Raw genomic sequence first — 23,590 nt, forward strand, 5'->3', positions numbered from 1 at the left:
CCCCAGATGATCAATTCACAGTTCAATGACCTGCCCGTGGTGGTCGCCGGCCTCGGCGTCTCGGGCATCAGCGCCGCGCGCGCCCTGTTCGGGCTCGGCGCGAGCGTCACCGTGGTGGACGGCGGCAGCGGCGAGGGCCTCAAGGCCCGCGCCGCCGAGCTGGAGGCGCTGGGCGTCACGGTGCGCCTGGGCGACGGCGCGAGCCTGCCCGAGGGCACCCGGCTGGTTGTCACCTCGCCCGGCTGGGCGCCCGACAGCCCGCTGTTCGCCGCCGCCGAGGCGGCCGGCGTCCCGGTCTGGGGCGACGTCGAGCTGGCCTGGCGGCTGCGCAAGCCGCTGCCGGGCACCGGCGAGCCCGCCCCCTGGCTGGCCGTCACCGGCACCAACGGCAAGACCACCACCGTCCAGATGCTCGCCTCGATCCTCACGGCGGCCGGCAAGCGCACCGCCGCCGTCGGCAACGTCGGGGTCTCGGTGCTGGACGCGGTGCTCGCCGAGGAGCCGTACGACGTGCTCGCCGTCGAGCTCTCCAGCTACCAGCTGCACTGGGCGCCCTCGCTGCGCCCGTACTCGGCGGCGGTGCTCAACCTGGCACCCGACCACCTCGACTGGCACGGCTCGATGGAGGCGTACGCCGCCGACAAGGGCCGGATCTACGAGGGCAACGTGGTCGCCTGCGTGTACAACCTGGCCGACCCGGCCACCGAGGCGCTGGTTCGTGAGGCCGACGTCGAGGAGGGCTGCCGGGCGATCGGCTTCGGGCTCGGCGCGCCGAGCCCGTCGAACTTCGGCGTGGTGGACGGCCTGCTGGTGGACCGCGCCTTCGTCGAGGACCGGACCAAGAACGCGGCCGAGCTGGGCTCCGTCGAGGACGTCAACCCGCCGGCCCCGCACAACATCGCCAACGCGCTCGCCGCGGCGGCGCTGGCCCGGGCCTACGGGGTCGAGCCGAAGGCCGTCCGGGAGGGCCTGCGGGCCTTCCGCCCGGACGCCCACCGGATCGCCGAGGTCGGCGTGGTCCGCGAGGTCACGTACATCGACGACTCCAAGGCCACCAACACCCACGCCGCGGCCGCCTCGCTGGCCGCCTACCGGCCGATCGTCTGGATCGCCGGCGGCCTGGCCAAGGGCGCGACCTTCGACGACCTGGTCCAGGGCGCGGCCGAGCGGCTGCGCGCGGTCGTGCTGATCGGCCAGGACCGGGCGCTGATCCGCGAGGCGCTGGAGCGACACGCTCCGGATGTGCCGGTGATCGAGGCGGCCGAGGGCCAGACTGGCGCGGTGGCGATGACCGAGGTGGTTCGCACGGCCGCGTCGCTCGCCCGATCGGGTGACACGGTGCTGCTGGCCCCGGCCTGCGCCTCGATGGACATGTTCACCAACTACGGCGAGCGCGGCGACCTGTTCGCGGCGGCCGTCCGGGAGCTGGCGAACCTCGGCGAGTGAGCCGAAGGGCCGCGCCGGCTGTCCGGGACGGTCGAACCTCGGTGAGTGAGCCGAAGGGCCGCGCCGACGCCGAAAGGGAGGAGCGAGGAGGCCCCGAGGTACGAGGGGCATCGGAGCGACGACCGTCGGCGTCGGGTCTGAGCGGCCCGGAGGCGAACGAGCCGCAATGAAAGGAAGCGGGGAGCGGTGGCGGGGCAGGGCAGGGCGGATTCCGGCGTTTCCAAGCAGGATGCCGCCGAGCCGTGGCGAGTGATCTCCGCCACCACGACCAAGTACAAGTCGGCCGGTCCGCTGGGCCGCCTGCAGGCCTTCCGGGCCCGCGTGCGGTACTGGCTGGACCGGCCGCTCACGCCGTATCTGCTGGTCGTCGGCACCACGCTGCTGCTGGTGGTGCTGGGCCTGATGATGGTCTTCTCGGCCTCGCAGATCCTGGCCCTGAACCAGCACCACACGGCGCAGTACTACTTCCTCAAGCAGCTGATCGCGGCCATCCTCGGCCTGGTCCTGCTGGTCGGCTTCGCCTCCGTCCCGGTGGCGGTGCTGCGGGTGATCGTCTATCCCGTGATGTTCGGGGTGATCGGCGCGCTCGCGCTGGTCGCCGTGCCCGGCATCGGGGTGCGGATCAACGGCAACCAGAACTGGCTGGACTTCGGGTTCTTCCAGTTCCAGCCCTCCGAGTTCGCCAAGCTCGCGCTGGTGCTCTGGGGCGCCGACCTGCTCGCCCGCAAGCAGAAGGCCGGCACCCTCACCTCGTGGAAGCACCTGCTGGTGCCGCTGGTGCCGGGCGCTCTGCTGCTGCTCGCGCTGATCATGATCGGCGGCGACATGGGCACCTCGATGATCCTGGTGGCCATGGTGTTCGCGCTGCTCTGGATGGTCGGCGCGCCGCTGCGGCTGTTCGTGGCCACCCTCGGGGTGGCGGTCGTGGTCTGCACCGCCCTGGTGATCACCGTTCCGCACCGGGCCGAGCGCCTGGGCTGCATCGGTGTCACCAAGCTCGACCCGGAGGGCGCCTGCTTCCAGGCCCTGCACGGCGTGTACTCGTTCGCGCTCGGCGGCGGCTTCGGCACCGGCCTCGGCGCGGGCGTGGAGAAGTGGGGCCAGCTGCCCGAGGCGCACACCGACTTCATCTTCGCCGCGACCGGCGAGGAACTGGGCCTGGTGGGGACGCTGTCGGTGATCGGTCTCTTCGCGGCACTAGGCTACGCGGGTATCCGTGTGGCCATCGGTACGAAGGACACCTTCGTCAGGTACGCCGCGGGAGCCGCCACCACCTGGATCATGGCGCAGGCCATGATCAACCTGGGGTCGGCGCTGGGACTGCTGCCCATCGCGGGCGTCCCGCTCCCGCTGTTCTCCTACGGCGGTTCCGCCATGCTGTCGGCCATGTCCGCGATCGGAGTGCTGCTGTGCCTGGCACGCAGCTCCTCGGGCGCGAAGGCGGCCCTGGCCGCCCGGAGCAAGAACTCCCGGATCAGGAAGCGACTGGCCCGGGTGCTGCCACGACGACGAACCACAGCGCGCCCGGCCCCCGGGCCGGCACGCAGGGAGCGGTGAATTTCGGTGCATGTCGTACTCGCCGGCGGGGGGACCGCCGGTCACATCGAGCCGGCCATGGCCCTCGCGGACGCCCTCCGCAGGCACGACCCGTCCATCGGGATCACCGCCCTGGGCACCGAGAAGGGTCTGGAGACCCGGCTGGTGCCCGAGCGCGGCTACCAGCTGGAGCTCATCCCGGCCGTCCCGCTGCCCCGCAAGCCCACCCCCGAGCTGATCACCGTCCCCGGCCGGCTGCGCGGCACCGTCCGGGCCGCCCAGGAGATCATCGAGCGGGTCAACGCCGACGCCGTGGTCGGCTTCGGCGGTTACGTCGCGATGCCCGCCTATCTGGCCGCCAAACGGGCCGGCGTGCCGATCGTGGTGCACGAGGCCAACGCCCGCCCGGGCCTGGCGAACAAGATCGGTGCCCGGTACACCGACTTCGTCGCCGTCTCCACCCCGGACAGCAAGCTGCGCGACTCCCGGTACATCGGCATCCCGCTGCGCCGGACCATCGCCACCCTGGACCGCAACGCCACCCGGCCGGAGGCCCGCCAGTACTTCGGCCTCGACCAGCGGCTGCCCACCCTGCTGGTCTCCGGCGGCTCCCAGGGCGCGCGCCGGCTGAACGAGACGGTCACCGCGATCGCCCCGCGGCTCCAGCAGTACGGCGTGCAGATCCTGCACGCGGTCGGCCCGAAGAACGAGCTGCCGCAGGTCGCGGACGTTCCCGGGATGCCGCCGTACCGCCCGGTGCCGTACATCGACCGGATGGACCTCGCCTACGCGGCCGCCGACCTGATGCTCTGCCGGGCCGGCGCCATGACGGTGGCCGAGCTGGCCGCGGTCGGCTTGCCCGCCGCCTTCGTGCCGCTGCCGATCGGCAACGGCGAGCAGCGGCTGAACGCCCAGCCGATGGTCAAGGCCGGCGGCGGTCTGCTGGTGGACGACGCCGAGCTGACCGCGGACTGGGTGCTGCAGAACGTGCTGCCGGTGCTCACCGACCCCCAGCGGCTGTGGGACATGAGCCGGGCCGCGGCCGAGTTCGGCCGCCGGGACGCCGACGACCTGCTGGTCGGCATGGTGTACGAGGCGATCCAGGCACACCGGGGCGGCCGGCGCCGTGGCTGACGGTCGGCTCGCCGACCCTCTGGACGAGGAGCTGGAGGGGGAGGAGTCCGCTCCCCGCCTCCGGCTCTCCCGGCGGGGCATCGTGGTGCTGAGCGTGCTCGTCGCCGTGGTGCTGGGCGGGCTGGCCTGGCTGGTGTTCTACTCCCCGGTGCTGGACGTGCGCGATGTCGCCGTCCAGGGCACGAAGGACGAGAAGCTGACGTCGGACCAGGTCCGCGACGCGGTCGGCGGGCTGGCCGGCGGCCCGCTGGCCCGGGTGGACCTGGACGAGGTCAGGCACCGGGTGGAGGCGATCCCCCGGGTGGCCAAGGCCGAGGTGTGGCGGGGCTGGCCGCACACCCTGCAGGTCAAGGTGGTGCAGCGGACCGCCGCGGCCGCCGTCAAGGGGGAGGACGGCCAGTTCACCCAGGTGGATGCCACCGGCGTGAGCTTCGCCACCGAGGCGGCTCCGCCGGACGGCGTGCCGGTGGTGGAGCTGCGGCTCAGTCAGCAGGCGAAGGACGTGTCCGGGGTGATCTCCCGCGCCCAGCTGGTGCAGGGCGCGGTGGCGGTGGCCGCCGGCCTTCCGCCGGAGATCGCCAAGCGGGCCGGATCGGTCCTCGTACACTCCTACGACGACATCGAACTGCAGCTCAGCGGGGGTGCGACGGTGCGTTGGGGGAGCCCGGAGCAGAACGACCGCAAGGCCCGGGTACTGCAGGCGCTGATGGCCCAGAAGGGCGCCAACTTCGACGTGAGTGCGCCGGAGGCGCCGGCGGTGTCCGGCTGATCCGCTAGATTCTGTGCCTGAGGGAGGGGTTGACGCCTCGAAGTGTCGGCCCGACCCTTGGTGGTCACCCCGGTTTCCATTGCCGGCCGATGATCACATAGGCTCAAAAGAAAAAGGGAAGCTCGGCGTGTTCGTTGAAACGCGTGCCCGGGGCCACCTAGTGTCCTGTGTCACCAGACTGTGTCCCTTGGAGATGTGACGGAGGCACAGGACTAACCCTAAAGGTCAAGTTTAGGGTTGGGGTCGGTGGTCGGCATTTCGGACATTCAGTCAGAAACCAGGCTCCCTACCCATCGACATCCGTCGGTACGGCCCCTCGCCCGGGCCGGGCCGACCCGGAATCTCGAGGCGAGAGGCCTTCGACGTGGCAGCACCGCAGAACTACCTCGCAGTCATCAAGGTCGTCGGTATCGGCGGCGGTGGTGTCAACGCCATCAACCGGATGATCGAGGTCGGTCTCAAGGGCGTCGAGTTCATCGCGATCAACACCGATGCGCAGGCCCTCCTCATGAGCGACGCCGACGTCAAGCTCGATGTGGGCCGTGAACTCACCCGGGGCCTCGGCGCCGGCGCCAACCCTGAGGTCGGCCGCAAGGCCGCCGAGGACCACCGCGAGGAGATCGAGGAGGTCCTCAAGGGGGCCGACATGGTCTTCGTGACCGCCGGTGAGGGCGGTGGCACGGGCACGGGCGGCGCGCCCGTCGTCGCCAACATCGCCCGCTCACTGGGCGCCCTGACCATCGGCGTGGTCACCCGCCCCTTCACCTTCGAGGGGCGTCGCCGGGCCAACCAGGCCGAGGACGGCATCGCCGCCCTGCGCGAAGAGGTCGACACCCTCATCGTGATCCCCAACGACCGACTGCTGTCCATCTCGGACCGCCAGGTCAGCGTGCTCGACGCGTTCCGCTCCGCGGACCAGGTCCTGCTCTCGGGTGTCCAGGGCATCACCGACCTGATCACCACCCCGGGTCTGATCAACCTCGACTTCGCGGACGTCAAGTCCGTCATGTCGGAGGCCGGTTCGGCGCTCATGGGCATCGGCTCGGCCCGCGGCGAGGACCGCGCCAAGGCGGCCGCCGTGATGGCGATCTCCTCGCCGCTGCTGGAGGCCTCGATCGACGGCGCCCGCGGCGTGCTGCTGTCCATCTCGGGCGGCTCCGACCTCGGCCTGTTCGAGATCAACGAGTCGGCCCAGCTGGTCAGCGAGGCCGCCCACCCCGAGGCCAACATCATCTTCGGTGCGGTCATCGACGACGCGCTCGGCGACGAGGTGCGGGTCACCGTCATCGCGGCCGGCTTCGACGGCGGCCAGCCGCCGGCGATCGTCCGCGACCCGGTGGTCAAGTCCACCACCCCCGCCTCCCCGGCCACCCCGGAGCGCCCGGCCGGCCGGCCGTCCTACGGGAGCATCGGCTCGGTGACGTCCCGTTCGGAGGGGGAGGCCCCGGCCGCCCCGTCGCGTCCGGCCGAGACCCAGGCCACCACGACCGCGACCGCCCCGGTGCCGCCGCAGGTGCAGCCGGTCCGGCAGCCGTTCGTGGAGAGCCCGGCCGAGGAGCTCGACGTCCCGGACTTCCTTAAGTGATCGATCACGCGGTACACGCGGGTGCTCACTTCGCCTTCACCGACAGGTGGGGCGGGGTGAGCACTTCGCCGTACGGGGAGCTCAACCTCGGCGGTGCCGTGGGGGACGACCCGGAGGCCGTCCGGGAGAACCGGGCGATCGCCGCCCGGGAGCTGGGGTTGAACCCGGCCGACGTGGTGTGGATGAACCAGGTGCACGGCGCCGAGGTCGCCGTGGTGACGGAGCGCCAGCCGCCGGGGGAGGCTCCCGCGGTGGACGCGGTGGTCACCGACCGGCCGCTCGCGCTCGCGGTGCTGACCGCGGACTGCACCCCGGTGCTGCTGGCCGACCCGGTGGCGGGCGTGGTGGGCGCGGCCCACGCGGGCCGGCCCGGGCTGGCGGCCGGGGTGGTGCCCGCGGTCGTCAAGGCGATGGTCGAACTGGGGGCCGAGCCGACGCGGATCACCGCCGCGACCGGCCCCGCGGTCTGCGGCCGCTGCTACGAGGTGCCGGCCCGGCTGCGCGCCGAGGTCGCCGAGGCGGTCCCGGCGGCCTTCGCCGAGACCTCGTGGGGCACCCCGGCCCTGGACGTGCCGGAGGGGGTCGCGGCCCAGCTGTCCGCGGTGGGGGTCACCGAGCTGGTGCGATCATCGGTCTGCACCCTCGAATCCGCCGATCACTTCTCCTATCGTCGCGAGCAGCGTACGGGCCGGCTCGCGAGCTATGTCTGGTTGGGCTCTGATCACTGATGACGAACGACATCTACGGACCGTTCCCGGGGGGTCCTGGCCCCTTCTTCCCGGACAAGAGCTGGCTGGGGGCCCTGACGGACGGCCAGCGGGCCCGGTTCGAGGAACTGGGGACCAACCTCGACGTGGTCGAGCGCCGGATCGTGGACGCCTGTGCGGCCGCCGGGCGCCCGCGCGAGGACGTCACCCTGATCGTCGTCACCAAGACGTACCCGGCCGAGGACACCGCGCTGCTGGCCGGACTGGGGGTGACGGACGTCGCGGAGAACCGCGACCAGGACGCCGCGCCCAAGGCGGAGCAGTGCAGAAACCTTCCTCTTGACTGGCACTTCGTCGGACAGCTGCAGACCAACAAGGTCCGCTCGGTCGTCGGGTACGCGAACCACGTGCACTCGGTGGACCGGCTGCGGCTGGTCGAGTCGCTCTCGGCGGCGGTGCTGAAGTCCGAGCGCCCGGAGCTGGGTTGCCTGGTACAGGTGGCGCTGGACAAGGAGCACGGTGAGGGCGCGCACCGCGCCGGGGTCGCCCCGGAGGACGTCGCGGAACTCGCCGACGCGATCGCCGACACGCCCGGGCTGCGACTGGACGGTGTGATGACCGTCGCTCCGCTGGCCGGTCCACTGGCCGGCGACCCGGTGCGCTCCTTCGACCGGCTGGCGGAAATCGCAACCGCCGTACGGGCGGCCCATCCGGCTGCCACCATGGTCTCCGCAGGGATGAGCGGCGACCTTGAGCAGGCGATTGCCGCCGGGGCGACACATGTGCGCGTCGGAACGGCGGTACTCGGAGTGAGGTCACCCCTCGGGTAACGTCACCGGGTAAGTAGATCAGACTGCAGGACAAAATAGGACAGAATCTAGCAGCTCTCCGGAGCGCTAGCGAACCGTGGATCGCAGCTCCGCGGCCCCTACCCACGAACCCTGACGGCGCGTCGCCTTGACGGGCCGTCGTGGGCGGACTGCGGTATCCGCAGGCGGGGCCGTGGCCCGGCCGTCGAGTCGGAGCCGGTGGTCCGCACGGAGCGAGCGAAGCGAGCGACCATCGGAAGGTGCGCGTTTCGCGAAGCAGCCACCGAGCGTCAGCGAGGTGGCCATGAGCGGAGGAGACAGGAGCATGGCCGGCGCGATGCGCAAGATGGCGGTCTACCTCGGCCTCGTGGAGGACGAGACGTACGACGGCCAGGGGTACGACCCCGACGACGACTACGACGCGGACCCCGAGCCGATCCGTACCGGGCAGCGGACCGAGCGGACCGAGGACATTCCCCGACCGGCCGCCCCCGCAGCAGCACCCGCCTCGGTCTCCTCGATCGCCCCGCAACCGGTCCCGGCGGCGGTGCCGATCCGGCAGGAGACCCCGAGGATGGCCCCCGTGTCGTCCATCACACCCGAACGCCGCCACAATCTGGAGAAGAGCGCCCCGGTGATCATGCCCAAGGTAGTGAACGAACGAGAGCCCTACCGCATCACCACGCTGCACCCTCGGACCTACAACGAGGCCCGTACCATCGGGGAACAGTTCCGTGGCGGTACCCCCGTGATCATGAATCTGACCGAGATGGACGACACCGACGCGAAGCGGCTCGTAGACTTCGCCGCTGGACTCGTCTTCGGTCTGCACGGCAGTATCGAGCGCGTGACACAGAAGGTGTTCCTGCTGTCGCCTGCTAACGTCGATGTCACGGCGGAGGACAAGGCTCGGATCGCCGAGGGTGGGTTCTTCAACCAGAGCTGACCCGGCCACGACTTTACGTGTGGATCTGATCGACAGTGGTTGGCGACAGGTGACGAGCGGCAGGCCCTAGGGCCCTGGACCGGGGAGAGGGAAACGCGATGGACATCGTGTGGGCGGTGCTCTACTACGCCCTGACCGTCTTCCTGGTGTTCCTGCTCGTGCGACTGGTCATGGACTGGGTCTTCCAGTTCGCGCGTTCGTGGCGGCCCGGCAAGGCCATGGTTCTGGTCCTGGAGGCCACGTACACTGTCACGGATCCGCCGCTCAAGCTTCTTCGGCGGTTCATTCCGCCGTTGCGTTTCGGGGGCGTGGCGCTCGACCTGTCCTTCTTCGTACTGATGATCATTGTGTATGTCCTGATCTCGCTTGTGCACCCCTAGTCGTAGGTGAGCGATGCGACAGGATGCCGGTGTGCCGACGATCACGTTGAGGTGAAGAGATGCCATTGACCCCCGAGGACGTTCGGAACAAGCAGTTCACGACCGTCCGCCTGCGTGAAGGCTATGACGAGGACGAGGTCGATGCCTTCCTCGACGAGGTCGAGGCGGAGCTGACCCGCCTCCTCCGGGAGAACGAGGACCTGCGGGCCAAGCTGGCCGCCGCGACTCGCGCCGCCGCGCAGAACCAGGCCAACATGCGGAAGGAGCCGCCGCAGGACGCGCAGCGTCCCGCCGCTCCCGTCCCGGCCGCCATATCCGGCCCGCCGGTCCCCGGCCAGCAGGGTCCGGGCGGCCCGCAGCAGATGGGCCCCGGTGGTCCGCAGCAGATGGGCCCGGGTGGTCCCCAGCAGCAGATGGGCAACCAGCCCCTCGGCCTGCCCTCCGGCGCCCCGCAGCTCCCGGCCGGTCCGGGTGTCCCCCAGCAGATGGGCGGCCCGCAGCAGCAGATGAACCAGACCATGGGCGGCCAGCAGCAGCTGGTCCAGCCGATGGGCGGTCAGATGCTCCAGCCCATGGGCGGTCCCGGTGGCCCGCAGCAGATGGGCAACCCGATGGGCCAGGGCATGGGCCAGCAGCAGATGCAGCCGATGGGCGGCCCGATGGGCGGTCCGCCGCAGCAGATGGGTGGCCCGATGGGCGGCCCGATGCAGCAGCAGGGCCCCGGCGGCGACAGTGCCGCCCGCGTCCTGGCGCTCGCCCAGCAGACCGCCGACCAGGCGATCTCCGAGGCCCGCTCCGAGGCCAACAAGATCGTCGGCGAGGCGCGCAGCCGGGCCGAGGGCCTGGAGCGCGACGCCCGTGCCAAGGCCGACGCCCTGGAGCGGGACGCGCAGGAGAAGCACCGCGTCGCGATGGGCTCGCTGGAGTCCGCGCGGGCCACGCTGGAGCGCAAGGTCGAGGACCTGCGGGCGTTCGAGCGTGAGTACCGGACGCGTCTGAAGTCGTACCTGGAGACCCAGCTGCGTCAGCTGGAGTCGCAGGCCGACGACTCGCTCGCCCCGCCGCGGATCCCCGCCACCGCGTCGCTGCCGCCGGCGGCCTCGTCGATGGCTCCGGCCGGTGCCGGTGCGATGACCTCCGGTGCACCGTCGTTCGGTGGGAACCAGCCGTCCTTCGGTGGCAGCTCGCCGTCGTTCGGTGGGCAGAGCTCCTTCGGCGGGAACCCGCCGGCGCCGAGCTTCGGCGGGCAGCCCGCCGGTGGCAACAGCGGGGCTCCGCAGATGCAGCCGGCCGGGATGACCCAGCCGATGGCGGCGGTCCGGCCGCAGCCGCCGCAGCCGATGCAGCAGGCTCCGGCGCCGATGCGGGGCTTCCTGATCGACGAGGACGGCGACAACTGAGGTTGTCGTAGCAGGGCTCTTTGAGGGCGTCCCCTTTCTGACCTTCGGGTCGGGGAGGGGACGCTCTTTTTGCGTCGGGGGTGGGAGGGGGGACGGGGAGGGCCGGATTGCGGGAGGGGCTTGCGGGTGCGGGAGGGGGGCTTGTGCTGTGCGAAGCTCCCCGTGCCCGTGCCCGTGCCCGTGCCCGTGTCGGGGCGCAGGGGCACGGGATGGGGAGGGCGCGCGGGCGTGCGGGGGTGCGGGGGAGGCGTGGGGTGCGGGGAGGGTGCCGGGAAGTGTCGAGGGTGGACAAAGCGGAACCGCCGCCCGGCTCGGGAGCGGGGCGGCGGTTCGGGTGGGGTGGTCAGGCCTTGCGGAGTTGGAAGGCGAGGCCGAGGGATTCGTCGGTGAAGGTCTCGGAGGTCCAGTCGGCCGTGCCGGCGGCGAAGTCGGTGGCGAGGACCTCTTCGGCGACGAGGGGGCCGTGTTCGGCGATGGCCTCGGCGGTCTCCTCGGAGGTGGCGCGCCAGCGGAGGACGATGCGGTCGGCGACGTCCAGGCCGGAGTTCTTGCGGGCCTCCTGGATCTGGCGGATGGCGTCGCGGGCGATGCCGAGGCGCTTGAGCTCCGGGGTGATGGCCAGGTCGAGGGCGACGGTGGCGCCGGACTCGTTGGCGACGGCCCAGCCCTCGCGCGGGGTCTCGGTGATGATCACCTCATCGGGCGACAGGGTGATCGTCTCGCCGTCGAGCTCGACGCCGGTCGCGCCGTCGGCGCGCAGTTCGGCGGCCAGGCGGGCGGCGTCGGTGGCGGCGACCGCCTTGGCGACGTCCTGCACACCCTTGCCGAAGCGCTTGCCCAGCGCGCGGAAGTTGGCCTTGGCGGTGGTGTCGACCAGCGAGCCACCGACCTCGGCGAGGGACTCCAGGGTGGTGACGTTGAGCTCCTCGGCGATCTGCGCGCGCAGGTCGGCGGGCAGCTCCTCCCAGCCCTGGGCGGCGACCAGCGCGCGGGACAGCGGCTGACGGGTCTTCACGCCGGACTCGGCGCGGGTGGCCCGGCCCAGCTCGACCAGGCGGCGGACCAGCGCCATGTGCCGGGAGAGCTCGGTGTCGATCAGGCTCTCGTCGGCCACCGGCCAGGAGGCCAGGTGCACCGAGGCCGGGGCGTCCGGGGTGACCGGGACGACCAGGTCCTGCCAGACCCGCTCGCTGATGAACGGGGTGAGCGGGGCCATCAGGCGGGTGACCGTCTCCAGCGCCTCGTGCAGCGTGGCGAGCGCGGCGGCGTCGCCCTGCCAGAAGCGGCGGCGGCCACGGCGGACGTACCAGTTGGAGAGGTCGTCGACGAAGCCGGAGAGCAGCTTGCCGGCGCGCTGGGTGTCGTACGCCTCGAAGGCCGCGTCGACCTCGCGGACCAGGGTGTTCAGCTCGGAGAGCACCCAGCGGTCCAGCTGCGGGCGGTCGGCCGGGGCCGGGTCGCCCGCCGAGGGGGCCCAGTCGGAGGTGCGGGCGTACAGGGCCTGGAAGGCGACGGTGTTCCAGTAGGTGAGGAGGGTCTTGCGGACCACCTCCTGGATGGTGCCGTGGCCGACCCGGCGGGCCGACCAGGGCGAGCCGCCGGCCGCCATGAACCAGCGCACGGCGTCGGCGCCGTGCTGGTCCATCAGCGGGATCGGCTGCAGGATGTTGCCCAGGTGCTTGGACATCTTGCGGCCGTCCTCGGCCAGGATGTGGCCCAGGCAGACGACGTTCTCGTAGCTGTTCTTGTCGAACACCAGGGTGCCGACCGCCATCAGCGTGTAGAACCAGCCGCGGGTCTGGTCGATCGCCTCGGAGATGAACTGCGCCGGGTAGCGCTTCTCGAACAGCTCCTTGTTCTGGTACGGGTAGCCGTACTGGGCGAAGGGCATCGAGCCCGAGTCGTACCAGGCGTCGATGACCTCGGGCACACGGGTGGCGGTGCCGCCGCAGTCGCGGCAGGCGAAGGTCACCTCGTCGATGAACGGGCGGTGCGGGTCGAGGCCGCTCTGGTCGGTGCCGGTGAGCTCGGTCAGCTCGGCCAGCGAGCCGACGCAGGTCAGGTGGCCCTCCTCGCAGCGCCAGATCGGCAGCGGGGTGCCCCAGTAGCGGTTGCGGCTGAGCGCCCAGTCGATGTTGTTGTTCAGCCAGTCGCCGAAGCGGCCGTGCTTGACCGTCTCCGGGAACCAGTTGGTGGCCTCGTTCTCGCGGATCAGCGCGTCCTTGACGGCGGTGGTCCGGATGTACCAGGACGGCTGCGCGTAGTAGAGCAGCGCGGTGTGGCAGCGCCAGCAGTGCGGGTAGCTGTGCTCGTACGGCACGTGGCGGAAAAGCAGGCCGCGCTCCTTCAGGTCCGCGACCAGGGCCTCGTCGGCCTTCTTGAAGAACTGGCCGCCGACCAGCGGGACCTCGGGGGCGAAGGTGCCGTCGGCGAGCACCGGGTTGACCACCGGCAGGCCGTACTTGCGGCAGGTCGCGAGGTCGTCCGCACCGAAGGCCGGGGACTGGTGGACGACACCGGTGCCGTCCTCGGTGGTGACGTAGTCGGCGTTGAGGACGAAGTGGGCGTTCTCGATCTCGACCAGCTCGAACGGGCGCTGGTAGTTCCAGTGCTCCATCTCGGCGCCGGTGAAGGACTCGCCGGTCGGCTCCCAGCCCTCGCCGAGGGCCTTGGCGAGCAGCGGCTCGGCGACGACCAGCTTCTCGTTGCCGTCGGTGGCCACCACGTAGGTGACCGTCGGGTTGACCGCGAGGGCGGTGTTGGAGACCAGGGTCCACGGGGTGGTGGTCCAGGCGAGCAGGGCCGCCTGGCCGGCCAGCGGGCCGCCGGTGAGCGGGAAGCGGACGTAGACCGAGGGGTCGACCACGGTCTCGTAGCCCTGGGCCAGCTCGTGGTCGGACAGGCCGGTGCCGCAGCGCGGGCACCAGGGGGCGACGCGGTGGTCCTGGACCAGCAGGCCCTTGTCGAAGATCTGCTTGAGCGACCACCAGACGGACTGGACGTAGGACGGGTCCATCGTCCGGTAGGCGTCGTCGAGGTCGACCCAGTACCCCATGCGGGTGGTCAGCTCGGCGAAGGCGTCGGTGTGGCGGGTCACCGACTCGCGGCACTTGGCGTTGAACTCGGCGATGCCGTACGCCTCGATGTCCTGCTTGCCGGAGAAGCCCAGCTCCTTCTCGACGGCCAGCTCGACCGGCAGGCCGTGGCAGTCCCAGCCGGCCTTGCGGGCGACGTGGTAGCCCTTCATCGTCCGGTAGCGCGGGAAGACGTCCTTGAAGACGCGGGCCTCGATGTGGTGGGCGCCGGGCATGCCGTTGGCGGTCGGCGGGCCCTCGTAGAACACCCACTCGGGGCGGCCCTCGGACTGTTCCAGGCTGCGCTGGAAGATCTTGTTGTCCTGCCAGAACGACAGGATCTGGTGCTCCAGGGCAGGCAGGTCCACCTGCGCCGGGACGGGGTTGTAGGAGCTGCTCATCGCGGGCGTCTACCTCCGGCGGATGCTGGGACTGGATCCTCCGGAGGGACGAGACGGCCTGGCCGCCCCGCGGTACCACCCTCCTTGGCCGCGATGGTGCGTTGCGGCCCTCTTGTTTGGGCTTGCTGCCGGGTCTAGTGGGCCGCCGCGGGCTGCGCGGTGGCCGTTCTTCCGGCGGCTCCGGGGTGATCTTCCCGTCGTGCACACCCCCGGGCTCGCACCGTCCCCGGGTCGCTGGTGGCTGCGTACGTCGGTACTCGTCCCATCTGCGCCTTGCAGGCCCAGTGTATCGGCCGGGCGAGTCGGTTTGTCCAAACCGTTTCCGCGGGGGTGGTTTCGGGCATGGACGGGCTGGTCGGCGGGGGTGGTTAGGCGGGGGTGAGGTGGGCACAAGTCTGTCAGCGCGCGGGGCGTGGCGGTTGGGGCGGCTGCCTGGGTGGGATCATCGCGAGGCGCCGGTATGTCATGTTGTGACCGGTTTTGATCGGGATTATCGTTCCGGCACTGGAAGCCGCCGGGAACCGGCGGCTCGATTCGTTCGTAGATGGGGTCGAAGCCATGGCTGAGAAGGCATCCGGCGCGGGTACCGCCACCAAGCGGGCACGCAAGGCCGTGGCGGCCGATCCAGGGGAGGGGACCGTGACCACTACCGCACCTCAGAACAGCACCGACATCGTCACCGCGCCGCGCGGAGCCGAATCCGTCGACCCGGCCACCCTGCCGGTCCGACCCGGCGAGGACCCGTGGACCTCGGCGGAGGTCCACGAGCTCCACGACGAGCTGATCAGCGACCTGGAGCGGCTGCGCGGCGAGATCGACGCCGCCGACGCCGCCATCGCGGGCCTGATGCGGGACTCCAACGACGGGGCCGGCGACGACCAGGTGGACGCCGGTACGAAGAACATCTCGCGGGAGAGCGAGCTGGCGCTCGCCAACAACGCCCGGGACAGCCTCGCCCAGACGGAGCGCGCCCTGGAGCGGCTCGAAGGCGTCGGCTTCGGCATCTGCGAATCCTGCGGCCAGGCCATCGGCAAGGCCCGGATGCAGGCCTTCCCCCGGGCGACGCTCTGCGTCCAGTGCAAGGCCAAGCAGGAACGCCGCTGAACCGCGCCGTCGCGGCGACGCGGGGGGTCGGGCTTGCCGTACGCTCGACCCCGTAACGTCGCCTGACGTGTCCGGAGCGGTTCCTCGACGGATTCCAGGGCGGCATCGGCCCACCACCCTCCCCCACCTCCTGCCCGGGGGAGCTCCATCGGCAGCGGAGCGGATCATCAGTACGCAAGGTTCCCCCCAGACCCGGGACGACGCCGTCCCGTACCCCGCCGATGCCGTGGAGGTGGCCGTGGCCGATCCCACCGACCCCGCGGAGGCGGCCTCGACCGACGGCGGGACGGCGGTGGAGAAGCCCAAGGGCCGGCGGCGGGTCGGCGTGCTGCTGGTCGTCGCGGTGCTCGCCTTCCTGATCGACCTCGGCAGCAAGCTGCTGGTCGTCGCCAGGCTGGAGAACCACGCCGCGATCAAGGTGATCGGCGACGTCGTCACCCTCCAGGTGATCCGCAACTCCGGCGCGGCCTTCGGCATGGGGCAGGCGCTGACCGTCGTCTTCACGATGATCGCCTCGGCCGTCATCGTGGTGATCTGGCGGATCGCCCGCCGGCTGTACAGCCTCCCGTGGGCGATCGCGCTCGGGCTGCTGCTCGGCGGGGCGCTCGGGAACCTCACCGACCGGCTGTTCCGCGCGCCGGGCGTCTTCCGCGGGCACGTGGTGGACTTCATCTCCGTCCAGCACTTCGCGGTGTTCAACCTCGCCGACTCGGCGATCGTCTGCGGCGGGATCCTCGTGGTGCTGCTCTCCTTCAAGGGCAGCAACCCGGACGGGACCGTCCACCAGCAGACGGACAAGGGCGACAAGTAGGGACCTGCCCTCCCGGTCGCAACCGCCGGCGGGAGGGGCTGGGCCGCGTTTCCGGCATACTCGTACGGGTGAGTACCGCAGCGCAGAACCGCAGCCTCCCCGTACCCGACGGCCTGGAGGGCGAGCGCCTCGACGCCGCCCTCGCCCGGATGTTCGGCTTCTCCCGGACCAAGGCCGCCGAGTTGGCCGCCGAGGGCAAGGTGACGCTCGACGGCGCCGTGGCCGGCAAGTCGGACCGGGTGACCGCCGGTTCCTGGCTGGAGGTCGAGATCCCCGCCCCCGCCGCCCCGGTGCAGATCGTGGCCGAGCCGGTCGACGGCATGCGGATCGTCCACGACGACGAGGACATCGTCCTGGTCGACAAGCCGGTCGGCGTCGCCGCGCACCCGAGCCCCGGCTGGTCCGGGCCCACCGTCATCGGCGGGCTCGCCGCGGCCGGCTACCGGATCTCCACCTCGGGTGCCGCCGAGCGGCAGGGCATCGTGCACCGGCTCGACGTCGGCACCTCGGGGCTGATGGTGGTCGCCAAGTCCGAGCGGGCGTACACCGACCTCAAGCGGCAGTTCCACGACCGGATCACCGAGAAGCGGTACCACACCCTGGTCCAGGGGCACCCGGACCCGATGAGCGGCACGGTGGACGCGCCGATCGGGCGGCACCCCAGCTCGGACTGGAAGTGGGCCGTGACGCGTGACGGCAAGGCGTCGATCACCCACTACGACCTGATCGAGGCGTACCGGGCGGCCTCGCTGCTCGCCATCAAGCTGGAGACCGGCCGCACCCACCAGATCCGCGTCCACATGTCCGCGCTGCGGCACCCCTGCGTCGGCGACCTGACGTACGGCGCCGACCCGACGCTGGCGAAGCGGCTCGGGCTGACCCGGCAGTGGCTGCACGCCGTCTCGCTCGGCTTCGAGCACCCGGCGGACGGGCAGTGGGTCGAGTTCAGCAGCGAGTACCCGGTGGACCTGCGGAAGGCGCTGGACATCATCGCGGCGGAGAGCTGACGTGCCGGTCTCGGTCCGGGTCGCCGAGGGGGAAGCGGACCTGGCGCTGGTGCGGGAGGTTCGGCGTGAGGTGTTCATCGTCGAGCAGAACGTGCCGGAGGAGCTGGAGTACGACGAGTACGACGGGACCTCGGTGCACCTGCTGGCCGTCGGGGCCGACGGGGCCGCGCTGGGGACCGGGCGGCTGATCTTCGGTGAGCACGCGCTGAAGCTGACCGGGGGCGTCGAGGGGCGGGTGCTGCTCGGGCGGCTCGCGGTGCTCGCCGCCGCGCGGGGGACCGGGCTCGGGGCCGGGCTGGTCCGGGCGATCGAGGCGGCGGGGCTTGAGCGCGGGGCCGTCGAGGTCGAGCTGCACGCGCAGGTGCAGGCGCTCGGGTTCTACGAGCGGCTGGGCTACGTGGCCGAGGGGCCGGTGTACGACGACGCGGGGATTCCGCATCGGACGATGACTCGGGTCCTGTAGACGGCCGGGAGGCTCGTGCGGGCCCGGCCTCATGCTTCGCGCGGTTCCCCGCGCCCCTTTCGGGGCGCGGGGAACTTTGTTTTCGGGGAGTGGGAGAGGGGCGCGGGGTGTCAGCCGTCGGTGGTGCGGAGGCGGGGGAGGGCGTGGGGGTGGTGGTCGCGTAGGTGGGCGATGAGGTGTTCGCGGATGTCGAAGCGGAGCTGGGCGGCGTCGTCGGGGGTGCGGGCGGTCATGGTGGCGCGGACGACGATGGTGCTGGGGGTGGTGTCGGTGACGTTGAGGGCCCACTCGGTGCCGTCCCAGAGGGGGTGCTGCTCCAGCCGGGTGTGCAGGGCGGTGCGCAGCTCGTCGACCGGGGTGGTGTGGTCGAGGTGGAGCAGCACGGCGGCGAGCAGGCCGGGGTCGCGGCGGGTCCAGTTCTCGAAGGGCTTGTTGACGAAGTAGGAGACCGGGACGATCAGCCGGCGTTGGTCCCAGAGCCGGATCACCAGGTAGGAGAGGGTGATCTCCTCGACGGTGCCCTGCTGGCCGTCCACCACCACGGTGTCGCCGATCCGGACGGTGTCGCCGAAGGCGATCTGCAGGCCGGCGAAGAAGTTGCCCAGGGTGCTCTGGGCGGCGATGCCGGCCACGATGCCGATGATGCCGGCCGAGGCGAGCAGGCTGGCGCCGACGGTGCGCATGGCGGAGAAGGTCAGCAGCATCACGGCGGCGGTGACCACGACGATCACCGCGCTGACCACCCGGCGCAGCATGCTGATCTGGGTGTGCACCCGCTGCACCCGGGCCGGGTCGCCGGTGACCGTCTCGTAGCGGCTGAGCACGGCCTCCAGGACGGCGGCCACCACCCGGACGGTGAGCCAGCCGAGCGAGGCGAGCAGGAGCAGCAGGACCAGGTGGTGCGCGCCCTCGTCGTCCTTGAGGTGGAGGATCCGCTTGAGCGGGTCGGCGGCGAGCAGCAGGGCCGTCACGACGGTGAGCTGGAGCGGGATCCGGCAGCGGCGGAGCAGTGACCAGAGCGGGGCGTCGGGGTGGCCCGCGCTGATCCGTTGGAGGGCCTGGTCGACGATCCAGCCGATCGCCAGGGTGGCGGCGACGGTGGCGAGCAGGGTGATCAGCGGCCAGAACACGGGACCTTCTCGGAGTGGGGAGAGCCGGGTGAGCCGTACGATACCGTCGCGTACCGGACTGAACCGGGCGAAAAGGGGTGGTGGCTTTATCGGACGCCTACCCGGGCGGCGGATACGATCTGCCCCCATGGAGTTCGGTGGGGCATGGCGTCGCTGGCGCGGCCGCGGCAGGTCGGTGCGGCGCAAGGTGCTGGCCGGGGCGGTGGCCCTGGTGGCGGTCGCCGGGGTCGGTACGGTGGCGGTGGCGGTGGCGTCGGGCGGCGAGCAGGCGGTTCGCCAGGAGGATCGTTTCCTCAGCATGCCGGAGACTCCCGGCAGCACTCAGCAGGTCCAGCTGGACACCTCGTTCTTCACCACCGGCAGCAGCCCGCGGCCGGCGGTCCTGCTGGCGCACGGCTTCGGCGGCTCCAAGGACGGCGAGCGGGAGCGCGCCCAGCAGCTGGCCCGGCAGGGGTACGCGGTGCTGACCTGGTCGGCGCGCGGCTTCGGGAACTCGGGCGGGAAGATCGGGCTGAACGCGCCCGACCGCGAGGTCGAGGACGTCAAGCACCTGGTCGACTGGCTGGCCCAGCGGCCCGAGGTGAAGCTCGACGGGCCCGGTGACCCCCGGGTCGGCATCACCGGCGCCTCGTACGGCGGGGCTATCGCGCTGCTGGCCGCCGCGTACGACCACCGGATCGACGCCGTCGCCACCCAGATCACCTGGTGGAACCTGGCCGACGCGCTGTTCCCGCAGGGCGTGCAGGGCTCGGCCGCGGCGGACGGCGTGTTCAAGAAGCTGTGGGCCGGGATCTTCTTCACCACCGGCGCGGCCGGGGACCTCGGGCCCTCCGGCGGGGCGCCGCGCGGCGGGGCCGGGGCCAAGCCGCAGGCGGACGGACAGGTGGGCTGCGGGCGGTTCCTGGACTCGCTCTGCCAGATGTACGACCGGGTCGCCACCGCCGGGCACGCCGATCCGGAGGCCGTCGCGCTGCTGGAGAAGTCGAGCCCGTCCTCGGTGGCGACGCAGCTCAAGGCGCCCACCCTGGTGGTGCAGGGGCAGCAGGACTCGCTGTTCCCGCTGGACCAGGGGGACAAGATCGCGAAGGCCGTGGCGGCCAACGGCGCGCCGGTCTCGGTGGACTGGTTCGCGGGCGGGCACGACGGCGGGACGGACACCAGTGCCCGGGTGGACGACCGGGTGACCGCCTGGTTCGACCACTACTTGCGGGGGCGTGGCAACGACACCGGCCCGGCCTTCCGGGTGACCCGGACCGGGGGCGTGGACTCCACCGGCTTCCAGGCCGTGCTGCGCGGGGCCTCCGCCGACCGGTACCCGGGGCTGGGCGGGACCGGTACCCGCTCGATCGAGCTGGCGGGCGGGGAGAAGTCGCTCGCCAACCCGCCCGGCGGGGCGCCGCCGGGGATCTCGACACTGCCGGGGATCGGCGCGCTGAGCCAGGCGGCCTCGCTCGGGGCCGGGCTGTCGCTGGACTTCCCGGGCCAGAACGCCGCCTTCGACTCGGCGCCGCTGGACACGCCGCTGCACCTGACCGGGCAGCCGACCGTACCGGTGACGGTGACGGCGGACCGGCCGGACGCGGTGCTGTTCGCGAAGCTGTACGACGTCGGGCCGGACGGCAAGTCGGTGCTGCCGCAGCAGCTCGTGGCCCCGCTGCGGGTGACCGGCGCCGACGCGGGCAAGACCGTGACCGTCCAGCTGCCCGCCGTGGACCACACCTTCCCGGCCGGGCACCGGGTGCGGCTGGTGCTGGCGTCCACCGACCTGGCGTACGCCTCGCCGGCCGAGCCGGCCACCTACCGGGTCGCGCCGGCCGGGGCGCTCACCGCGCCTACCGACGAGGAGCTGGTCACCGAGGCGGCGCCGCTGCCCGCGCGGACCTGGCTGCTGCCGGTGGCGGCCGTGCTGGTGGCCGCCGCGCTGGTGCTGGTGCCCGTGCTGCGCCGACGGCGTTCGGCGGCCGCCGGGCCCGGGTTCGACCCGGAACTGGCCGGGGTGCCGTTGCAGATCAGCGGGCTGAGCAAGCGCTACAAGGGCGCGCAGGACCGGTACGCCGTACGGGACCTGAGCCTCCGGGTGGAGCAGGGCCAGGTGCTCGGCCTGCTCGGACCGAACGGCGCGGGCAAGACCACCACGCTGCGGATGCTGATGGGCCTGATCCGGCCGGACGCCGGGGAGATTCGGATCTTCGGGCACCTGGTGCGGCCCGGGGCGCCGGTGCTCTCGCGGGTCGGGGCCTTCGTCGAGGGCGCGGGCTTCCTGCCGCACCTGACCGGCCGGGCCAACCTGCGCCTGTACTGGCAGGCCACCGGACGGCCGGAGGAGGACGCCCGCTTCGGCGAGGCGCTGGCGATCGCCGGGCTCGGCGAGGCGCTGGACCGCGCGGTGCGGACGTACTCGCAGGGCATGCGGCAGCGCCTGGCCATCGCTCAGGCGATGCTCGGGATGCCGGACCTGCTGATCCTGGACGAGCCGACCAACGGGCTGGACCCGCCGCAGATCCGCGAGATGCGCGAGGTGATGATCCGGTACGCGGCCGGCGGACGGACCGTCATCGTGTCCAGCCACCTGCTGGCCGAGGTCGAGCAGAGCTGCACGGACCTGGTGGTGATGGACCGCGGGCAGCTGGTGACGGCCGGGCCGGTCGGGGAGATCGTCGGCGCCGGTGAGCTGCTGATGATCGGTGTCGCCGACTCCTGCGACCCGGAGTCGGTGGTCGCCAAGGTCGGCGCGCTGGCCGGGGTCGGTTCGGCGGAGGCCGTCGAGGGCGGGCTGCTGGTGCAGCTGGACGGGCTCGCGGCGAGCGAGCTGCTGGCGGAGCTGGTGCGGCTGGGGGTGCCGGTGGAGAGCGCCGGACCGCAGCGGCGCCTGGAGGACGCGTTCCTGTCGTTGATCGGAGGTGCGGCGTGAGCGCCGTCTCGACGGACCATGCCGAGGGGTACCGGGCGAGCCGGACCCTGCCGCTGCGGGTGGAGGCGATGCGGCAGCTGCGCCGGCGCCGCACGCTGGTGATCGGCGGGGTGCTGGCGGCCATGCCGTTCGTCATCCTGGCCGCGTTCCAGATCGGCGGCACCCCGGGGCGGCCGGACCGGACCACCTTCATCGATCTGGCCACCGCCTCGGGGGCCAACTTCGCCGTCACCATGCTGTTCGTGGGCACCGGCTTCATGCTGGTGATCCCGGTCGCGCTGTTCTGCGGGGACACGGTGGCCTCGGAGGCCAGCTGGTCCTCGCTGCGCTACCTGCTGGCCGCGCCGGTGCCCAGGGCCCGGCTGCTGGCCCGCAAGTTCGCGGTCGGGCTGGCGTTCTCGGCGGCGGCGGTGGTGATGCTGCCCGCGATCGGGCTGGCCGTCGGCACCGCCGCGTACGGCTGGGGCGACCTGAAGCTGCCCGCCGGGGCGAGTCTGCCGGCCGGGCAGGCGCTGCCCCGGATCGCGCTCGCGGTGGCGTTCGTGTTCCTGAGCGAGCTGGTGATCGCCGCGCTGGCCTTCTGGCTGTCGACGGCGACGGACGCGCCGCTGGGGGCGGTCGGCGGGGCGGTGTTCATCTCGATCATCACCGGGGTGCTGGACGCCGTCACCGCGCTCGGCGACCTGCGGGAGTGGCTGCCGGCGCACTGGCAGTACGCGTGGGCGGACGCCCTGCAGCCGCAGTTGGAGTGGGGCGGCATGCTGCAGGGCGTCTCGCTGTCGCTCTCGTACGCGGTGGTGCTGCTCGCGCTGGCGTTCCGCGGGTTCGCGCGCAAGGACGTGGTGTCGTAACGCCGACTACGGCAACTGGATCGGGGTGGGCAGCAGGGCCCGGGCGGGCACCGGGTGCCAGCGGCCGTCCTCCCCGACCCGGCCGAAGGCCTGGTCGCCGAAGTGGAACGCGAAGCCGTAGGTGTGCGGCTTGCGCAGCTCGGCCAGCAGGGTCCGGCGGGCCTTCAGCACCTTGTCGACGTTGGTGTCCGGTCCGGACGGCCACTCGGGGTGGGCCACCTGGGCCGGGGTGTGGAAGGCGTCGCCGAACACCAGGATCCGCCGCCCGCCGCCGGCCGAGACGACGAAGGTGGTGTGGCCGGGGCTGTGGCCGGGGGTGATCAGCGCGGTGACGCCGGGCCACACCTGGGCGCCGTCGTCGAAGCGGCGCAGCACCTTCGACATCGGCACCATGAAGCTGTCCCAGGACGGCGCCCCGACCTTGACCTGGTGCTCCCAGAACGGCTCCCACTCGGCCCCGGCCACCAGGTAGCCGGCGCGCGGGAACGCCTTGCGCGGCGCCCGGCCCGGCGCGGTGACGAAGCCCATGCCGGTGTGGTCGGTGTGCAGGTGGGTGAAGGCCACGGTGTCGATGGTCTCCGGCCGCACCCGCAGCGCCCGGAGGGTGCGCAGCAGTGCCCCGCCGCGGGAGACACCGAGCGACGGCGGGAGCATGTTGGCGCCGAGGCCCACGTCGATCAGCAGCCGGCGGTGGCCCCGCTCGACCAGGACGCCGCCCGCCGAGGTGGCGATCCGGCCGGAGGGCGCCACCTCCTCGGGGTGCTCCGCCCAGTAGGAGGAGGGGACGGCGGGCAGGAAGCCGGTGCGGTCCAACTCCATGGCGGCGTCGACGACATAGGTGAGCCGGACGTCGCCCAGGGTGAAGGTGCGGACGGCGGACTGGTCGCCGAGCGAGCCGATCCGGTCGGAGGGCTGTGACGGCTTCCGGGGCTGGGCTTCTGCCCGGGTCCGGGCTTCTTCCCCGGCCGGCGTCCGCTCCCGGGCCTCGGCCTGGGGGAGTCCGCCGGCGAGCGGGACGGCCAAGGCCGCGCCGGCGACGACGGCGCTGCGCAGCACGCCGCGCCGGGAGGGGGCGCCTGGGTGTTCGGGTGGCTCTGTCATGGCTGGGCCTTCTTGTGTGGGAGGG

Annotated in this window: 19 protein-coding genes; 16 read left to right on the forward strand and 3 right to left on the reverse strand. The window is 72.2% G+C overall.

Annotated elements, in window-relative coordinates; translation table 11 throughout:
* Window positions 1–6 precede the first annotated feature (6 nt).
* The 10 genes from murD (at window position 7) to ACGF12_RS06745 (ending at window position 10,712) form a co-directional block, all read left to right on the forward strand.
* Window positions 7–1,446 carry a UDP-N-acetylmuramoyl-L-alanine--D-glutamate ligase gene (gene murD / locus ACGF12_RS06700; protein ID WP_393026469.1) on the forward strand — a complete coding sequence of 480 codons (1,440 nt, stop codon included), beginning with the start codon at window positions 7–9 and terminating at the stop codon, window positions 1,444–1,446.
* Window positions 1,447–1,695: 249 nt separating this feature from the next.
* Window positions 1,696–3,003, forward strand: a complete 1,308-nt coding sequence (gene ftsW / locus ACGF12_RS06705; RefSeq protein ID WP_393026472.1) for a putative lipid II flippase FtsW — start codon at window positions 1,696–1,698, stop codon at window positions 3,001–3,003.
* Between the two features lie 6 nt (window positions 3,004–3,009).
* Window positions 3,010–4,116 carry an undecaprenyldiphospho-muramoylpentapeptide beta-N-acetylglucosaminyltransferase gene (gene murG / locus ACGF12_RS06710; protein ID WP_380609295.1) on the forward strand — a complete coding sequence of 369 codons (1,107 nt, stop codon included), beginning with the start codon at window positions 3,010–3,012 and terminating at the stop codon, window positions 4,114–4,116.
* Window positions 4,109–4,885: a cell division protein FtsQ/DivIB gene (locus tag ACGF12_RS06715; RefSeq protein WP_393026476.1), complete on the forward strand. Its 777-nt coding sequence runs from the start codon at window positions 4,109–4,111 to the stop codon at window positions 4,883–4,885. The genes murG and ACGF12_RS06715 overlap by 8 nt, the downstream gene beginning before the upstream one ends.
* Window positions 4,886–5,249: 364 nt before the next feature.
* Window positions 5,250–6,470 (forward strand): cell division protein FtsZ, encoded by a 1,221-nt coding sequence (ftsZ, locus tag ACGF12_RS06720; protein ID WP_393026479.1) that lies wholly within the window; start codon window positions 5,250–5,252, stop codon window positions 6,468–6,470.
* Window positions 6,467–7,198, forward strand: coding sequence for a peptidoglycan editing factor PgeF (gene pgeF, locus ACGF12_RS06725; protein WP_393026482.1), 732 nt, complete (start codon window positions 6,467–6,469; stop codon window positions 7,196–7,198). The genes ftsZ and pgeF overlap by 4 nt, the downstream gene beginning before the upstream one ends.
* Entirely contained in the window at window positions 7,198–8,007 is an 810-nt protein-coding gene (locus ACGF12_RS06730) for a YggS family pyridoxal phosphate-dependent enzyme (protein ID WP_393026485.1), read from the forward strand. Before pgeF ends, ACGF12_RS06730 begins: the two co-directional genes overlap by 1 nt.
* A gap of 304 nt (window positions 8,008–8,311) precedes the next feature.
* Window positions 8,312–8,932 (forward strand): cell division protein SepF, encoded by a 621-nt coding sequence (locus ACGF12_RS06735; RefSeq protein ID WP_393026488.1) that lies wholly within the window; start codon window positions 8,312–8,314, stop codon window positions 8,930–8,932.
* 98 nt (window positions 8,933–9,030) lie between these two features.
* Complete coding sequence (locus tag ACGF12_RS06740) at window positions 9,031–9,312, forward strand: YggT family protein (protein ID WP_030282903.1); 282 nt, start codon at window positions 9,031–9,033, stop codon at window positions 9,310–9,312.
* Window positions 9,313–9,371: 59 nt separating this feature from the next.
* Entirely contained in the window at window positions 9,372–10,712 is a 1,341-nt protein-coding gene (locus ACGF12_RS06745) for a DivIVA domain-containing protein (protein WP_393026491.1), read from the forward strand.
* Window positions 10,713–11,055: 343 nt separating this feature from the next.
* Here ACGF12_RS06745 and ileS read toward each other — a convergent pair whose 3' ends face one another.
* A complete protein-coding gene (ileS, locus tag ACGF12_RS06750; protein WP_393026494.1) occupies window positions 11,056–14,187 on the reverse strand; it encodes an isoleucine--tRNA ligase in 3,132 nt (1,043 codons plus the stop codon).
* A gap of 639 nt (window positions 14,188–14,826) precedes the next feature.
* Here ileS and ACGF12_RS06755 point away from each other — a divergent pair.
* The 4 genes from ACGF12_RS06755 to ACGF12_RS06770 all read left to right on the forward strand — a co-directional run bounded on the left by ACGF12_RS06755 (window position 14,827) and on the right by ACGF12_RS06770 (window position 17,572).
* Window positions 14,827–15,291, forward strand: coding sequence for a TraR/DksA family transcriptional regulator (locus ACGF12_RS06755; RefSeq protein ID WP_387620579.1), 465 nt, complete (start codon window positions 14,827–14,829; stop codon window positions 15,289–15,291).
* Window positions 15,292–15,454: 163 nt separating this feature from the next.
* The gene (lspA, locus tag ACGF12_RS06760; protein WP_387620636.1) at window positions 15,455–16,102 is read left to right on the forward strand and encodes a signal peptidase II; all 648 of its coding nucleotides are present in this window, start codon (window positions 15,455–15,457) and stop codon (window positions 16,100–16,102) included.
* A gap of 68 nt (window positions 16,103–16,170) precedes the next feature.
* Window positions 16,171–17,109 carry an RluA family pseudouridine synthase gene (locus tag ACGF12_RS06765; RefSeq protein WP_393026497.1) on the forward strand — a complete coding sequence of 313 codons (939 nt, stop codon included), beginning with the start codon at window positions 16,171–16,173 and terminating at the stop codon, window positions 17,107–17,109.
* 1 nt (window position 17,110) lies between these two features.
* On the forward strand, window positions 17,111–17,572 hold the full coding sequence (locus ACGF12_RS06770; protein ID WP_393026500.1) for a GNAT family N-acetyltransferase: 462 nt from the start codon (window positions 17,111–17,113) through the stop codon (window positions 17,570–17,572).
* Between the two features lie 110 nt (window positions 17,573–17,682).
* Here ACGF12_RS06770 and ACGF12_RS06775 read toward each other — a convergent pair whose 3' ends face one another.
* Complete coding sequence (locus ACGF12_RS06775; RefSeq protein ID WP_393026503.1) at window positions 17,683–18,702, reverse strand: mechanosensitive ion channel family protein; 1,020 nt, start codon at window positions 18,700–18,702, stop codon at window positions 17,683–17,685.
* 127 nt (window positions 18,703–18,829) lie between these two features.
* Between ACGF12_RS06775 and ACGF12_RS06780 the strand changes: the two genes are divergently transcribed.
* The gene (locus ACGF12_RS06780; RefSeq protein WP_393026506.1) at window positions 18,830–21,613 is read left to right on the forward strand and encodes an alpha/beta fold hydrolase; all 2,784 of its coding nucleotides are present in this window, start codon (window positions 18,830–18,832) and stop codon (window positions 21,611–21,613) included.
* Window positions 21,610–22,464 (forward strand): ABC transporter permease, encoded by an 855-nt coding sequence (locus tag ACGF12_RS06785; RefSeq protein WP_393026509.1) that lies wholly within the window; start codon window positions 21,610–21,612, stop codon window positions 22,462–22,464. The genes ACGF12_RS06780 and ACGF12_RS06785 overlap by 4 nt, the downstream gene beginning before the upstream one ends.
* A gap of 6 nt (window positions 22,465–22,470) precedes the next feature.
* Here ACGF12_RS06785 and ACGF12_RS06790 read toward each other — a convergent pair whose 3' ends face one another.
* Window positions 22,471–23,565 carry an MBL fold metallo-hydrolase gene (locus ACGF12_RS06790; RefSeq protein WP_393026512.1) on the reverse strand — a complete coding sequence of 365 codons (1,095 nt, stop codon included), beginning with the start codon at window positions 23,563–23,565 and terminating at the stop codon, window positions 22,471–22,473.
* Between the last annotated feature and the right edge of the window lie 25 nt (window positions 23,566–23,590).

Source organism: Kitasatospora sp. NPDC048296 (assembly GCF_043201815.1).
Taxonomy (GTDB): domain Bacteria; phylum Actinomycetota; class Actinomycetes; order Streptomycetales; family Streptomycetaceae; genus Kitasatospora.

Coding starts and splice junctions, on each gene's coding strand:
- ACGF12_RS06790 (WP_393026512.1), bottom strand. CDS start 23,565: ATGACAGAGCCACCCGAACACCCAGGCGCCCCCTCCCGGCGCGGCGTG.
- murD (WP_393026469.1), top strand. CDS start 7: ATGATCAATTCACAGTTCAATGACCTGCCCGTGGTGGTCGCCGGCCTC.
- ACGF12_RS06780 (WP_393026506.1), top strand. CDS start 18,830: ATGGAGTTCGGTGGGGCATGGCGTCGCTGGCGCGGCCGCGGCAGGTCG.
- ACGF12_RS06735 (WP_393026488.1), top strand. CDS start 8,312: ATGGCCGGCGCGATGCGCAAGATGGCGGTCTACCTCGGCCTCGTGGAG.
- ACGF12_RS06730 (WP_393026485.1), top strand. CDS start 7,198: ATGACGAACGACATCTACGGACCGTTCCCGGGGGGTCCTGGCCCCTTC.
- ACGF12_RS06745 (WP_393026491.1), top strand. CDS start 9,372: ATGCCATTGACCCCCGAGGACGTTCGGAACAAGCAGTTCACGACCGTC.
- ACGF12_RS06740 (WP_030282903.1), top strand. CDS start 9,031: ATGGACATCGTGTGGGCGGTGCTCTACTACGCCCTGACCGTCTTCCTG.
- ileS (WP_393026494.1), bottom strand. CDS start 14,187: ATGAGCAGCTCCTACAACCCCGTCCCGGCGCAGGTGGACCTGCCTGCC.